The organism is Solwaraspora sp. WMMB762, from assembly GCF_049179115.1.
In the GTDB taxonomy this organism is placed as follows: domain Bacteria; phylum Actinomycetota; class Actinomycetes; order Mycobacteriales; family Micromonosporaceae; genus Micromonospora_E.
Map to the genome: position 1 here is coordinate 1155504 of NZ_JBMHMD010000001.1, position 14664 is coordinate 1170167.

The following is a 14664-nucleotide window of genomic DNA, read 5'->3' on the forward strand; positions in this document are numbered from 1 at the left end:
GGGTCGACCGCAGTGGCACCGGTCGACCCGGGATGGACACGTGCCGGGTGCCCGCACCGCAGCCTGCCTACCTGCCCTGCGATGCCCTCGGCTACCAGGACGCGCCGATGGTCTGCGCTTCGTCCCACACGGCCGGCATCCTGCCGATCTCCTGCAGCGCGAGCGCGGACGGCTCGAACACCTTGTCGGGAAGCGCGGCGAGTGGGAAGTAGTCGAGCTGCGCGAAACGCTCCTTCGGCATCAGCCGGGGCTTCCCTTCGACGCGCTCGAACAACACCGGGACATGGGCGTACGGCACCCGCGTGCCGTAGGTGAAGAAGGCGGGACCGACCCGCGCGTCAAGGCCGACCAGGCCGGCCTCTTCATGGAGTTCACGCCGTGCGGTCTCGATCGGCGACTCGTTGCGTTCGACGTGCCCACCCGGCAACGACCACTGACCCGCACCCGTCGTCCGCACCCGCAGGCCCAGCAGCACCTCCTGGACGCGCCCGGCGCCGCGCCGCAGCACGACGCACTGCACACCACAGTAGAACTCCTGATTGCGTCGCCACCAGCTCACCCAGCACCACCGATCTTCGAGTTCCAGATACCCACCAATTCGCTGACGATCGCCTCGGGCCGCCGGCCTGTCGTGTCAACGACATGAGTGCCGGCGTACGACCGCAGGTGCCCCGACACGGCGGCCCGGAACCCGTCATCGTCGTTGAGAGCCCGCTCGAATGGATCCAGCGGTCGTGGTCTGCGCAACAGCCGGGCACGCCGTTCGGTCTCGTCAACGTCGAGGAAGAAGGTGATGTCCGCGCTCGGCCAGGCGAGCCGCCGCAGCGACTGCGCGACCGGTCCGGGCACGTGCAGGTGCAACGCGTGGGCGGAGGCCACGAACCGGTCCGCCACGACCGGGCCACCCGCTCGGGCCGCCTCCGCGATGGACGCCACCCCACTCAGGTAGTGCAGGTATCTGGCCAATGAGTCGTGTCGCCCGAAGATCGTGCTGTCCCGCAGCGCCAACTCAGCTGGTGGCAGTGTCATGTATATGGCATCGAGCCGGTCGGCCAGTGCTTCACCGACAACAGTCTTGCCGGCCCCGTCCAGCCCTTCGACAGCGACAATCATCAGTCAACCCGCGTCCGGGCCCGGCATGGTCGGGCTGTTGCCCTGGACAGACTGTCAACGATCCCGGCTGGCGTCAGGTCACGCAACCGGTCGAGGCCACGGTTGACCATACAGTTATAGACGTAGCCCTGCGGATCGATCCGGGTGCCGGTGACCCAGCAGAGGTCGAATCCACATAGGTACCTGCAGTAGCGGATCTCCACGCCGTCCACCCGGCAGGCGAGGTTCGACTCGCCGAAGTCCGCGGTGGGCTCGAAAGTCACGGGAGCACCGACACCTTCGACGATCCTGCGCAGCGCGCTGTCCATCGACACGTGCGGCCGGGCGACCATGCCGCCGACCCGCCCGGACGCACCGTACGCGGCAACCTCGACATGCTCGAAGAACTTGATGGACAACCCGTTGACCACCGCGAACCGCGCCAGCTCGCCGAGCATGTCCCGGTTGAACCGGGTCACCACCACGTTCAGGTCGACCGCCAGGTTGGCCGCACTCGCCGCACGCACCACGTCAGCCAGGACGAACCGCCCCGCCAGCCGCCCCGGCGACGGTCGCGGCTTGGTGTCGTCCAACGAGTCCACCCCGATCCGCAGTTTGCGCAGCCCCTGTGCGGCGAGCACCGCCAGTTGCTCGGGTCGGGCGAGCACCCCGTTGGACACCAACGAGACGTGGTCGCTGAACCTGGCCGCGGCGGCGACGATCTCCACCAGCTGAGGGTGCAGGAAGGGCTCACCGCCGCTGATCGTCAACTCCTCGGCCCGGGTGCCGACCGCGCCGAGCGCCGCGCCCACCGCCTCGACACTCGCCAGCCGCAGGAACGTCTCCTCCTTGGCCTGACCCTCGTTGTGGCAGTAGAAGCAGTCGAGATTGCACTTGCCGGTGACGATGAGCCGGATCTTTCCATTGGCGAGTACAGGCATCGGGACGCTCACCTATCATGCGAACGGTGCGGGCCACGGTCTCGTGTAGTAGGGATTGATCCACGGCGGCCGTGCGCACCAGGCCAGGAAATCCTCCGCGACGCACTGGCGGGACAGGTGGTATCTGGCCGCTGGCGGCAGGATCGCCGACCACCAGTTCGAGCCGGTGAAGTCGGCCAGGTGCACATTGGTGCACGACCGGAAATCCGCCAACATCAACTCGCAGTCGAGCAGCCGCCAACCCCGGACATCCTGCCGGCCCAGATGTGCCCGCTGCATCCGGCAGCCCCGGGCGACCAGCGTGCTCGCCACCGACTCCGGCAGGTCGAAGGCGGCGACGTAGGACCGGGTGCTGCGGTCGATCTGGTCCCACGCCCCGTCGTTGATGCCGTCCCAGACGTCGGCGAGATACTCCGCCCCCGCATCCGTCAGGTGGCGCACGGCCGCATCGAACCCCTCCGCGTTGCGGCGCATCAGGCTCGTCGTCGCACCGGTGACCGCCACATCGAGGATGTCCTCGTACCGCCACGACCCGTCGTTCGGCAACAGCTCCGTCAACGCCGTCTCCGCGAAGGTGCGCAGCGGCAACCCAGCGGCCCAGGCCCGCGCCGCCCACCAGATCAGCTCCCCGCCCCGGAAACAGCTGTGCTCCGTATCCGGCGTGGCGCGCAACGCCTCGATCAACGCGGCGACCGCGCCCTGCATCGCCGCCAGCAGCGCGCCCTCTACAGTGGCGGCGACCGCCGGCTCGATCGTGCGGACCTCGGAGTGGTCCGGGCCCTGAAGGGTGAGATCGGTGAACTCCAGCACCCGACCGGCCGGCAGACGGGCCCGCAGCGTGCCCAACACCGGCCCGAGGTAGCCGGTCTGGTCGAAATCCAGCCCGGCCAGCGATGTCAGCTTGCGATCCACCAACGCGGCCAGCTCAGCGCTGCCGACCAGCTCGCTGAGCACATCCAGCACCGAGACCCGCAGCGGAGTGCCGATCGGCCGAAGCTCACTGTCACTCAACAGATCACTCAGCCGCCGGGCGGCGGCGAGATCCGCCCACGCTGGAGAATCAGGCTGCACGTATCCGGCCTCCCACCGTAGCGGTCCCCCGAGCTGTGCTCGCAGTTGCGCGCTGCCGTACCGGCCTTCGACCCGCGATCCACTCAGCAGTGACGACATCCGCGACAGCGTCACCATGAACGGATCGTTAGCAAGTGTAAACTCTCCGAGTAGCCGCCACATGCCCCGACGCGCCTCACGATCAGCTACCGTGCCGCCCGCCTGAATCCAGCGGGCTGCCAGCAGATCACGCACCCCGGAGGCGGTCAGTTTCCGCTCGTCGGCGGGTGCGCTGCGGGCCATCGCGAGGACACCGGCGCGACGCAGGGCCTCATCGGCGAAGTCCGCCGGGTCCAGGCCGAGCGTACGGCACAGCTCGGTGATCTCATCGAGGTCGTACGGCCGGATCACGTGCACCTGGCACCGCACGCCCGGGGTCGCGTTGAACAGCACGGCCTGGGGTGTCAGCCGGTACGCCTCAGCGAAGCGCGCCGCCCAGTCCGACGTCACGGCGATCGTCACCCGTCGCACACCTGCGGTGAGCAGCGTCGGCAGCACCCGGTCGAACAGGTCGAACGCGCTGCTGAGCCCGTCCTCGTCGGCCGTCCGGTCAATGTGGTCGACCAGCAGCACCGTCGCCGGTTCGCCGCGCAGCAGCTCCTCCCGCCAGTTGACCAGCGACAGGTCCAGGTAGCGGGTCCGCTCGTCGGCGGTCTGATAGTGCCGGGCCAGTGCACGCAGCACCGTCGACTTGCCGGCGTCATCCGGCCCGACCAGCACATCGATCCGATGCCCGGCATGCCCGCTCAGGCCGGCGAGCAGCGGCCCGACATCGACACAGCCAGCAGTGGGGACCGGCAGCAGGTGCCACCCGACACCCGCGACGGCGCGCCCGCCCGGGTCGGCCCGGACCTGATCGGCCCGAACCTGATCGGCCGCAGACGCCGTCAATCCGCGCAACTGACCGATGAACCGCTCCCCCGGCAGCCGCCCGCCGGTGACGTCCTCGTGCTGGATCCGGCCGAGCCCGAACCAGACCTGCCCCTGCAGCAGCAACGGAAAGATCGGCTTGTGCTGCCGTTGGGCATGCTCCACCTCCTCGGCCACCCACCGCGACCGCTCCGAAGCCGCCGAGACGACGAGGATCACCCCCACCGACGCGCCGAGTCTGTCCCTGATCACCCGGTCCCACCGGTCGCCGCTGGCGATCTGATCGTCCATCCACACCCCGACGCCCGCCGCGCGCAGGTGGGCCACCAGCCGTCGGACGTACGCCGCGTCCTGCCGCGCATAGCTGACGAACGCGTACCGTCCGGAAACACCAGGGTCCCCGCCGGTCACCACCGCCCCACTCGACATGGTGCCGAAGCGCCAGATCGCCAGGACCGTGATGGTCACCACCGCCACCGGCACGACGACCAGGTGCGCGACGCCCTCTGCGATCACCAGCACGGAGACGGTGGCCACGACGCCGGCAGCAACCGAAGCGGTGACGCCCGGTGCAGACCTGCGAGGCACTGGCTCCTCCGCATCGATCAGCACGTGCGCGTCGGTTTTCTCCATCGTCACTCATCGTTGCAAGACGTCAGCGGCGGGCGGCCAGCACGGCGAGGATCTCCCGGCGTACCTCGGCGGTGTCGTGCACCAGCCGCCGGCGGCTGGTGCACCACCTAAAGTGGTCGTGACCCCCAGATCTCCAACGGGCCGTGGCAGCCGGCCGCCAGCTTGCCCAGCAGGTCCCGCAGCTGCGCCCGGCCGGGCAGCTTCGGCACCCGGTGAGCGCCGCGGCGATACGCTCCGGGGTGCTGTGCCGCCCCGCCACCGTCTGGATGACCGGGCCGCGCCGCTCACCGGCTGGCAGCAGCGGCCAGGAGTCGACCAGGGCCCGGTCCAGCCGGGTGACCGGCACCCCGTGGCGCGTCAGCGTCTGCGGCGCGTCGAGGCTGAACCCGCATACGTGGTGCACCACCAGCCCGGGGTGGTTGCTCAGCCGTACTGTCGCCGGGACCGTCAGGTGCACCGGCTCGCCGGTGGCCGGCTGCCACAGCCCCCACAGGTGCAGGGCGGTCAGGTGGCTGAACGCACCCCGCCCGTCGGCGTAGCCGAGCGCTGCCCGCCGGGCCCGGCCGGGTCGAGTCCTGCCGCAGAGGGTGCCCCGTCAGGCCCCGCCTGCGCGGCCGTCACCAGCGTGGTCTGTGGACAACCGGGGCGGCTGTGGACGGGGTTGCCGTGATCGGATGCTGCTGATCTGACGGGGTGTCGGCGTGTCGAGTCGACCAGGCAAAGTCGATCAACGCATCCGGCCGCAAGACGACGCGGGCCCTGGTGGCCGTGACCCGGGTACGGGTCACGGCCACCAGGGCCCTTCGCGGTGTGCGTGACGTCAGTCGGCGGCGGCCAGCCGGTAGGCGTGGATCACCGTCTGGCTGAACGTGTTGCCCTGGCGGTCCTCGGCAGCGAACCGCAGCGACACGTAGCCGTCGCTGTCCGGGTGCTGCACGGTGGCCACCCAGTTACGGCCGTCGGCGCGCACCGGAGCCGGTAGCCAGGTGGTCCCCTCGTCGTAGGAGACCTCGACCGACAGGGCGTCCAGGTTGACGGTGACCCCGGTCTGCCGGCGCACCGTCACCGGGATGTCGACCTGTTCGCCGGCCGTGGCGTTACCGGCTTCGTCGACCGGCGGCGCGGGACGGGCCACCATCACCGGCAGCCGACGCCACTCGTCGCCGCCTGCCCGACCGGACTGGAAGGTCCAGGCCATGGCGACCTCGGTGGCGAGGTCACTGACGTCGCGGGTGGCGGTGGTCTCCACCCGGTAGTCGGCCTGACCGGGCGGGACGACGAAGTAGCCGAACCCGGCGACGTCCCACTCGTCGACGAGTTCGCCGTCGCGGTAGAGGGCGGTACGTGCGGTCAGGGTCTGCGAGTCACCGGCGTGCCCGGCGGCGTCGCCGAACAGCGGTGCCTCGACCACTATCTCGTCGCCGAGTCGGCTGGCCCAACCGCGCGGCAGCGGCGTGGCCGGCATGGCCGGGCCGAACGGCGGCCGGTTCCAGGTGTCGGTGTGCCGGCCGCCGGCGGTGTACGCGCGGGCCGGGTCGAACAGGAACGACACCGGCTCCGGCCAGCTGCCCTCGACCGAGTTGGAGAAGTACAGGTCGGAGAACCAGGACACCTGGTCGGTGCTGAACCATTCGATCCGTTCACCGGGTACGGGCACTGCGGTGACCTCGCCGACCCCGCCCAGCGCCGGGTCGTCGAACTCGGCGACGAGCAGCCGGTCGGAGATGTCACCGGTCGGGGTGCCCCGGAAGTCCTGGCGGACCCGGGCCAGCTCGTCGGTGGTGTAGTCGCGCTGGTATCCGGTCGGCAGCCGACCGTCGACGACGTCGCTCAACGCGTAGGCGAACGGGCTGTTCGCGTACCCGCCGTCGGGGTCCGGCTTGAACCACTGGTGGGAGATGGCGGAGCTGAACCCGGGTGCCGGGTCGTCGTCGCCGAGCTGCTTGGTCGACAACCCGTCGAATCCGGGGTACGCGGAGCCGATGCCCAGCGGGCCGTCGACGGTGTCGAAGCCGACCGTGACGTCGACGATCGCGGCCCGGGCGGCCGGATGCGGCACCGTGGCCCGCACCGGTGCGGCCTGTCGGGCGTCCAGGGTGACGGCGGTTTCCCCGGTGACGGTTATCCGAGGCTGGGCAAGGATCGCGCTGCCGGTGTACCGGTCCTGCCCGTCGTATGCGTCGATGGCGGTGAACAGGCCGTAGGCGCCCTTGGGCAGCCGGGTGACGATGGTGCCGTCCTCGTCGTACGGGTAGTCGAAGTACGAGTTGTTCAGGCCGGCCAGCGCGGTCCAGTACGACGCCGACGGTTCGCCGTCGACGTCGATGTGCGACAGGGTCACGTCGTAGCTCTCGACCTCGCGGTGCACTCCGACGGGGGTGACGACGCGGGTCTGCCCGGCGGTGGCGACCAGGTGGCCGCTGTAGAAGCCGTCGGTAGCGTCGACACTGGTGTCGGCGGTGGCGTCGACACTGGCCGTACCGCCGGCTGGCACCTCGACCCGCGCGGCGCTGGTGGTGAACATTCCGGCCGGGACGCTCGCGTCGGCCGGTCCGGTGATCTCCCAGGTCAGGTCGAGAGTGACCGGCTCGGTGCCGGTGTTGCGGTAGGTGACGGACCGGGTGATCGGCTCGTCGTCCTGGTGCGGCCAGATCGCCCGGCCGAACGAGACACTGGCCGGCTCGGCGGTCACCGTCTGGGTGATGGCGCGGGCCACGTCGACCAGGCCGGCGCCCTGGCCGTACGCAGCGGTTCCGGGGTGTGGCGCGGCGGAGCCCATCAGGGTGGACTTGAACTGCGTGGCGCTCCAGTCCGGCTGCTGCTGGGCGAGCAGTGCGACGGCGCCGGCGATGTGTGGCGCGGACATCGACGTGCCCGGCGCGGAGACGTAGTGCTCGTCGATCGGGATGTCGAGGGTGGTGCCCTCGGCTCGGGCTGCGACTATGTCCACACCGGGTGCGGTGATGTCGGGTTTGACGGCGTCGTCGCCGACCCGGGGGCCGCGGCTGGAGAAGTCGGCCAGGGAACCATCGCGGTCGACCGCGCCGACGGTCAGCGCCGCGTCGGCGCTGCCGGGTGAGCCGACGGTACGCTCGGCGCCGGCGTTCCCGGCGGAGATGACAAACAGGGTGCCGGTCTGCGCGGTGAGGGTGTTGACCGCCTCCTCGAGGGGGTCGATCTCCGGTCCGTCGCCACCGCCGATGCTGATGTTGACCACCGGGACCTGCTTGTCCACGGCGAACCAGTGCATCGCGTCGATCATCGCGGAGTCGTCGCAGAACGAGCCGGGGCAGACCTTCGCGGAGATGATCTTCGCGTCCGGGGCGACGCCCCGGTACTTGCCGCCGGAGGCGGCACCGCTGCCGGCGATGATCGACGCGACGTGGGTGCCGTGGCCGGCGGTGTCGCCCTCCTCCGGCGCGTCGGTGAAGTTGCGCGTCTCGATGACGACGTCGGCCAGGTCGGGGTGTCCGGTGTCGACGCCGCTGTCCATCACCCCGACGGTGACGCCGGCGCCGGTGAACCCGGCCTGGTGGGCGGCGGGCGCGCCAATCTGCGCGACGCTGCGGTCCAGCAGCATCTGCCGTCTGCCGTCGAGCCAGATCCGCTCGATGCCGGTTTCGGTGCCACGGGCGGCCGGGCCGCCGGACACCGTGGACCACAGGTCGGCGATGGTGGACTTGTCGGCGGTCACCGCCGCACCGTCGATCGCGGGCAGGTCACGTCGGACGTCGAGACCGTCGGCGGCGAGTGCCGCAACGCTACGGGTGGCGGTGTCTCCCGGAGCGGCGGTGACGATCAGCGGCAGGGTGTCCCGCGCGGCATCGTGGTAGCCCCACTCGATCAACTTGGTGACGTTGAACAGCCTGCTGTCCAGCGTGCCGCGCTGGACCAGTTCAGCGGCGTCACTCGGGACGACGTGCAGGTCACCGTCGATGCGGTAGGTGCGGAACTGCATGCCGTCGCGGCCCTCGCCCGGACGCAGTGCCGCGGCGCCGGTACCGGTAACGGTGACCTGGTCGCCGGTGATCAGGGTGACGGTGGTGCGTTCCCCCGCCGACTGCTGTCCGATCGATGTCCGACCGGCGCTCGCACCGTCGGTCGGCGCGGCCCGGCCGGGTTGCCCCGGCCCGATCACGAGTACGGCGGCCAGTCCGGCCGCCGCGAGTCTTCTCGAACGTGTCACCAATACCTCCCCATTGGACGTCTGTCAGGACGTCGGGCAGACGCGAAACCTCAGCGTTACACAGCCGACCACCGGAGGAAAGGGTTGAAGTCGACTTACTGTGACAATGCCGGGCAATAAGCTGGCAATGCAACGGATTCGGCGTCAGCCGGTCTGCGCGCCGCCCGGCACCGGACCGGGCGTCGCCGCAGTCCTCGTCCCTGATCTGAACCTCGCCGGCCGGCTGATCGTCCTTGCCGTGGAGCAGCCACCGACGAGGAGTCATCGTGAAACTGACGACCGGTACCCGCCGGGCGATCGCCGGCGCGGTCTTGTCCGCCGCGGCGCTGTGCACCATGGTGGCCTCGGTGGAGTTCACCCCGGCCACCGCCGCCGGGATGTTGCGCGGCGCCGACGTGCCGGCCGACGATCAACGCACGGTCATGGCCGCAGCCGGGTCCTGCCCGGCGCTGACCCCGGCCCGGTTGGCCGGTCAGCTGATGACGGCGTCGCAGTTCAGGTCCGAGCCGGTGCAGGCGGTCAGCGCCAGCGGCGGTAGGGGTGTCGCCGGGCTGACCGACCCGGTGTGGCGCCGCTGGGCACCCTGGCCGCAGGCGCAACCCACCGACCGCAGCGCCAGCATCCACGCGCTCGCCCGGCACATGTGCCAGCTGGTCGGGGCGCTACGGGTCGCGCAGGTGCCCGGCGAACCGTGGCAGCTGGCGCTCGCCGCGCACCAACTGGGCGTGCCCGAGGTACGCGCCGCCGCCGGGGTGCCGACCGCCGCCGGCGACTACGTCGACACCGTCGAGGGATACACCCGGTGGTACGCCCTCTACCCCGCCTTCGGCGGCACCGGCACTCCCGATCCGACCCCGGCGGTGGTACCGGCGGCTCAGGCGACGGTCAGCCGGGCCGCGCCGGTCGCCGTACCGGACGAGTACCTCGCGGCCGTGCGTACCGCCGGCGGGGTCTGTCCGACGGTGACACCGGCCCGGATCGCCGCTCAGATCATGGCCCAGTCCGGGTTCGACCCGAACCTGCTCGGCCCGACCGGCGGTCAGGGCATCGCGCAGTTCCTGCCGCAGGTATGGGTCCAGTACGTCCAGGCAGCCGGCGACGCGACACCGTGGGACGCGCAGGTGGCCATCCCGGCGCTGGGCCGCACCATGTGCCGCCTCGTCGAGGAGATGACGCCGCTCAGCGACGACCCGTACCCGCTGGCCCTGGCCGCGTACCAGTGGGGAGCCGGCACCATCCAGGCCGCCGGTGACGTCGACGGCTCCTCCACCCTCGCCGCCTTCACCGCACTGGTACACGGCCACGAGAAGTTCTACGCGGCGGATCCAAGGCTCGGTACCGGGGCGGCACCATCGCCGTCGGCCGCTGCCGACCCCAGCCCGGCGCCCGCCGCCGGCACGCCGCCGCCAGCCGCAGCCGGTACGCCGGCCCCCACGCCCGCCCCCAGCAGCATCGCGCCGAAGGCGACCACCCCGGCGCCGAAGACCCGGTGGCAACTGGTCAGCCACGCCTCCGACAAGTGCCTGACCCAGCACCACGGGCCGCAGACCGAACGGTCCACCCCGCTGACGATCTCCACCTGCACCGGGGCGGCCAACCAGCTGTGGGAGTTCCTGCCCGACGACACGATCCGCTCCCAGGGCATGTGCATGGACCTGACCAACGGCCGGACGGCGGACCTCACCGTCATCGGCAGCACCCGGTGCAACGGCACCGCCGCTCAACGGTTCTACCTCAACGGCGCCGACGACCTGACCTCACTCAAGGCCTCCGACGCACGCGGCAAGCTGATGTGCGTCGACGTGTACGACGGACGCACCGCCGACGGCAGCCAGGTCATCCTCTGGCCCTGCACCGGTCAGGCCAACGCGAGCTGGAGCCGCCGCTGACCGGCTGACGTCAGGCCGGCGGCGGCTTCGCCCCAGGCGCGGGCCGCCCCTGCGACAGGTCGAGGACCGTGGTGACCCGGGTGTCCGTCGAGGTCGTCGCGGCCGTCGAACCGCCGCCGTCGAGGTCAGTGGCACCGCCGGGCGACCCCGTACCCGCCGGGTCGGTGCCGGCGACGGACGTCTGGTCGTCCTCGGCCGCGAAGGAGTTCGCCGGCCGGACGGCGGACTCGCCGCCGCCCCGGGCACCGGCTCCGGTGTCCGCCGCCTCGGCGGCGGCCGCCTCCACCGGTGCACCGAGTCTGCGCCGGGCCCAGAACAGAGCACCGAGAATGACCAGCACCACCGACGCCACCGCCAACGGCCAGCCGGCCGCCGCGCCGGATCCGCCGGCGCCGTCGTCGACAGGACCACCCGGACGGGCACCGCCGGCACCGATCGCCGCTACCGGGTCGACACCGCCCCAGCCGACTTCGTCGTCCCGGTCGGCCGCAGCCGCGAGTTCCGCGGTCTCGGTGAGCCGTTGCACGACCTCGGCGGCGGTGAGATCCGGTTGCGCGGACCTCAGCAGCGCGGCGACGCCCGCCACATAGGCCGCCGCGTAGACCGTGGCGTCGCGCGGTTCGGTATCGGACACCGCCGGTGCCACCACGTCCACCTCGCCGGCCGGGTGCTCGGCCACTGGCGTGCCCTGCTCGTCGACTGCGGCGACCCGCAGTACCGCGTCAGGTGGGCCGGGCGCCGGATCCAGGTCCGCACCGGACCTGGCCGGCACGACCACCACGCTGTCGTGCTCGGCGACACCGGCGAGAGCCTGCACCACCTGCGGGTCGGACAGGTCGACGTAGCCGCCGATCATCAGAACCCCGGCCCCGGTGGACAGGGCCACCTCGATCGCGGTCACCTGATCGGTGATCCGGGCCCGCGCATCGGTTTCGACCAGACGCACCGGCAGCACGGTCGCCTCCGGTGCCACTCCGCTACGGGAGCCGGCGCTGTGGTCGGCGGCGACGATCCCAGCGATGGCGGTCCCGGTGCCGAGACAGTCGGTGCCGGCCCGCCCGGCCCCGGTCACGATGTCCGCCCCCGCAGTGACCCGGCCGGTCAGTTCCGGCAACGTCGCGTCGACCCCCGAGTCGACGATCGCGACGGTCACCCCTGCCCCTCGGCTACGCGACCAGACCTGGTCCAGCGCCGGCCACGGCTGCCCCCAGTCGGCCAAGCTCGCCTGACAGCCGGAAGTCAGCCAGGGCAGGGCGCCGGAGGCCGTACCCGGTGGCCGGCTCGCCCCCGCCGAGGGCTTCGCTGTCGGTGTCGGCGAGGCGGACGGCGAGGCGGGGGTCGGGCCCGGTGGGGAACCGGACGGCTGCCCGCCTCCCGGTTGGCCGTTGCCGGTGCCCCCGGGGCGGGGAGTAGACGTCGCGTCCGGAGCCGGCGGCCGGGGTGACGGTGCCGGGCTGGTCGGGGCGCTCACCGGGCTGAGATGGCCGTACCGTACGCCCTCCCCGACCGCGTCCCACGGCAGCACCAGCTCCCAGCCCGCCCGCAGCACACTCGGATCGACCAGAGCGCCGCCGGTCGGCTGCGGCCGACCGGCGTTGAGGTCGAAGATCTCGGTGGCCCGGTCGGCGTCGCCGAGCAGCCGGCTGGCGATCAGCCAGAGGTTCTCCGGTCGGCCGTCGACGCTCGCGGCGACAACGTAGTAGAGCTGGTAGCTGCCGGACGGCCCGGGGTCCGGGGCGGACCGGTGCACCGGTACCGCTGCGACGGCACCGCCCGCCGCTCCGGCCGGCGCGGTGACGCCGAGCGGGCCAGCGGCGATGACCGCGAGGAGCAGGCCGAAGGCGACCGGTACGCGGCCGCCGCGCATCCTCATCAGATCGTTCCTCCTTGATCGGGTGCCGGTGATCCGGCGGTCCGCTACGGCATGGACGACGGCGCGATGTCCTAGGTTCACCACCACTAGGGAAGTACATCGTGAACCTTTGCATATGCTGCTTCGTCCCAGCGTTGGCAGAGCTTTGATGGTTGGCGGGGCCGTCCCGCGCAGCGGCAGGAGTGGGCATGCGGCACCGATCGGAGATCCGCCACGGCCTGGTGAGGCGGGCGGGCCGGATCGTCGCCGTCGCGGTGTGCGCGACGGCGGTCAGCGTACCGACCGGGTGGGCCGATGCCCGACCGGCCGGCGCTGGTCCGGCACCCGACGTCAGCTCCACCCAGGATGCCGCGACCACGGGCAACGTGCGGTACTACGTCGTCGGTCAGCAGCCGGGCGGTGAGCGGGACTTCCTGTTCGCTATCGCCGCTCGCACGCTCGGCGATGGCCGACGGTACCCGGAGATCTTCGATCTGAACGTGGGGCGGACGCAGCCCGACGGTGGACGGTTGACCGATCCGACCGTCCTGGAGCCGGGCTGGGTGCTACGGCTGCCCGACGACGCGCGCGGTCCGGGCGTCCGGTACGGGCCGTTGCCGGCAGCCGACGGTGTGTCGACCGGGCCGCAGCTGCCGACCGTCGGCGGTGCGCGGCAGCCGGACCCGGGATCCGAACTGCTGTTGCGGGGCGGGGCGGCGATGGTCGCGGTAGGGCTGTTCGCTCTCGCGGTGGTAGTGCTGCGCCGAGGCGGCGGACGTCGACCGGCTACCAAGGCAGTCCGGCCGGCGTCCAGGGCAGTCCGGCCGGCGTCCAGGGCAGTCCGGCCGGCGTCCGCGCTGGTGCCGGCTCCGGCGACCGGACCGGCTCCGGCAGCCGACCTGACCGCCGGGCCGGCCCCGACCTCCGACCCGATGCCGACGACCGGGCCACCGGAGAGTTCGGCCGAGGACGACCGTCGGCTCGCCCACCTCGAGGTGCGGCTGCGGGTGGGTGACGATCCGGCGGTACTGCGGCTGACCGGCCTAAGGCGGCCACGCGGCGACACGCCGTACGGCTGGCGGTCGGCGGAACCGGACACCGACCAGCCGGGATCGGAGACGACGCTCGACGTCGGCACCGGCACCGGAGGGCAGTTCTGGATCGAGCTGCGGCAGGCGCCCGACGTACTCGCCGTGACCGGGTCGGCCGACGCCCGCGAACGGGTCGCCCGGCTGCTCGCGACCCGGCTGCTGGCCGCCGGGGCCGCCGTCACCGTCGTCGGCGACGGGCTCACCACGCTGCCGCCGGGCTGCCGGCGCTACCCCGCCGACCTGCCTGCACTCGCCGACGACGACGCGGCACGGACAGTGGTCACCCTGGTCACCGACCCCGCACCGAGTCAGTTGGCGGCACTGGCGGCGCTGGTCGAACGGCCAACCCCGGCCACCGTGCCGATAGTGGTCACCGCAGGGCCGCCGGCCCGCTGGACCTTGCAGATAGTCGATGGTTGACCGGCGCGGCAACGGGGTCGAGCAGCTCCCGCAATGCCTGCAGAGCGTAGAACGTGCGCGATTTGACCGTGCCGACGGGCACCCCGAGCCGCTGCGCGGCCTCCTGGCCGGATCGTTCGCGCAGATAGACCTCGACGAGTACGGTGCGCTGCCGCTCCGGCAGCGCGTCCAACGCGGCGTGCACCACTCCCGCATCGATCACCCGCTCGACCGGGTCGTCGTCGTCCGGATGGTCGTCGAGCAGGTCCCCGACGAGCTCGACCGGGCGGGTGGTCCGCAGGTCGTCGATGGCGACGTTGCGGGCGACGGTGTAGAGCCAGGACCTGCGCCACTCACCAGTCTCGGTGCGCGACTCCGGGTGCCGCCACGCCCGCACCAGGGTCTCCTGCAGCAGGTCCTCGGCCCGGTACCGGTCCCCGTTGGTGAGCCGGACCAGGTAGCGCAACAGGCCCGGCGCCGGGCCGTCGTAGAGCGCACGCAGCTGCGCGTCGAGGCCGGCTGATGCCGACGCAGCGCCGGGGTGCACGGTCATCTTCGTTGTCGTCCTCGTACGAGTGGCTGGCTCTACGCGACGGTATGG

10 protein-coding genes are annotated in these 14664 nt (G+C 71.8%); 2 read left to right on the top strand and 8 right to left on the bottom strand.

Going from position 1 to position 14664, the window contains the following annotated elements; translation table 11 throughout:
- Positions 1-91: 91 nt before the first annotated feature.
- The 6 genes from ACN27J_RS05490 to ACN27J_RS05515 all read right to left on the bottom strand — a co-directional run bounded on the left by ACN27J_RS05490 (position 92) and on the right by ACN27J_RS05515 (position 8832).
- Complete coding sequence (locus ACN27J_RS05490) at positions 92-559, bottom strand: NUDIX domain-containing protein (RefSeq protein WP_421364185.1); 468 nt, start codon at positions 557-559, stop codon at positions 92-94.
- Positions 556-1113, bottom strand: coding sequence for a hypothetical protein (locus tag ACN27J_RS05495; RefSeq protein ID WP_421364186.1), 558 nt, complete (start codon positions 1111-1113; stop codon positions 556-558). Before ACN27J_RS05495 ends, ACN27J_RS05490 begins: the two co-directional genes overlap by 4 nt.
- Positions 1113-2033 carry a radical SAM protein gene (locus ACN27J_RS05500; protein WP_421364188.1) on the bottom strand — a complete coding sequence of 307 codons (921 nt, stop codon included), beginning with the start codon at positions 2031-2033 and terminating at the stop codon, positions 1113-1115. The genes ACN27J_RS05495 and ACN27J_RS05500 overlap by 1 nt, the downstream gene beginning before the upstream one ends.
- Positions 2034-2048: 15 nt before the next feature.
- Positions 2049-4646, bottom strand: coding sequence for a TIR domain-containing protein (locus tag ACN27J_RS05505; RefSeq protein WP_421364190.1), 2598 nt, complete (start codon positions 4644-4646; stop codon positions 2049-2051).
- Positions 4647-4668: 22 nt separating this feature from the next.
- The gene (locus ACN27J_RS05510) at positions 4669-5103 is read right to left on the bottom strand and encodes a hypothetical protein (protein WP_421364192.1); all 435 of its coding nucleotides are present in this window, start codon (positions 5101-5103) and stop codon (positions 4669-4671) included.
- 363 nt (positions 5104-5466) lie between these two features.
- Positions 5467-8832 (bottom strand): S8 family serine peptidase, encoded by a 3366-nt coding sequence (locus tag ACN27J_RS05515; RefSeq protein WP_421364194.1) that lies wholly within the window; start codon positions 8830-8832, stop codon positions 5467-5469.
- Between the two features lie 266 nt (positions 8833-9098).
- Here ACN27J_RS05515 and ACN27J_RS05520 point away from each other — a divergent pair, with 266 nt between their 5' ends.
- Positions 9099-10721, top strand: coding sequence for a ricin-type beta-trefoil lectin domain protein (locus ACN27J_RS05520; protein WP_421364196.1), 1623 nt, complete (start codon positions 9099-9101; stop codon positions 10719-10721).
- A gap of 10 nt (positions 10722-10731) precedes the next feature.
- On the opposite strand, the gene ACN27J_RS05525 is transcribed toward ACN27J_RS05520, so the two are convergent.
- The gene (locus tag ACN27J_RS05525; protein ID WP_421364198.1) at positions 10732-12594 is read right to left on the bottom strand and encodes a S8 family serine peptidase; all 1863 of its coding nucleotides are present in this window, start codon (positions 12592-12594) and stop codon (positions 10732-10734) included.
- A gap of 188 nt (positions 12595-12782) precedes the next feature.
- Between ACN27J_RS05525 and ACN27J_RS05530 the strand changes: the two genes are divergently transcribed.
- A complete protein-coding gene (locus ACN27J_RS05530; RefSeq protein WP_421364200.1) occupies positions 12783-14084 on the top strand; it encodes a LysM peptidoglycan-binding domain-containing protein in 1302 nt (433 codons plus the stop codon).
- On the opposite strand, the gene ACN27J_RS05535 is transcribed toward ACN27J_RS05530, so the two are convergent.
- Positions 14035-14616: a sigma-70 family RNA polymerase sigma factor gene (locus ACN27J_RS05535; protein WP_421364202.1), complete on the bottom strand. Its 582-nt coding sequence runs from the start codon at positions 14614-14616 to the stop codon at positions 14035-14037. The two genes, ACN27J_RS05530 and ACN27J_RS05535, sit on opposite strands and share 50 nt — an antisense overlap.
- Positions 14617-14664: the final 48 nt, after the last annotated feature.

Bases quoted from the DNA above. Each gene is read 5' to 3' on its own strand.
- ACN27J_RS05535 (WP_421364202.1), bottom strand. From the start codon at position 14,616: ATGACCGTGCACCCCGGCGCTGCGTCGGCATCAGCCGGCCTCGACGCG.
- ACN27J_RS05500 (WP_421364188.1), bottom strand. From the start codon at position 2,033: ATGCCTGTACTCGCCAATGGAAAGATCCGGCTCATCGTCACCGGCAAG.
- ACN27J_RS05505 (WP_421364190.1), bottom strand. From the start codon at position 4,646: ATGGAGAAAACCGACGCGCACGTGCTGATCGATGCGGAGGAGCCAGTG.
- ACN27J_RS05525 (WP_421364198.1), bottom strand. From the start codon at position 12,594: ATGAGGATGCGCGGCGGCCGCGTACCGGTCGCCTTCGGCCTGCTCCTC.
- ACN27J_RS05495 (WP_421364186.1), bottom strand. From the start codon at position 1,113: ATGATTGTCGCTGTCGAAGGGCTGGACGGGGCCGGCAAGACTGTTGTC.
- ACN27J_RS05530 (WP_421364200.1), top strand. From the start codon at position 12,783: ATGCGGCACCGATCGGAGATCCGCCACGGCCTGGTGAGGCGGGCGGGC.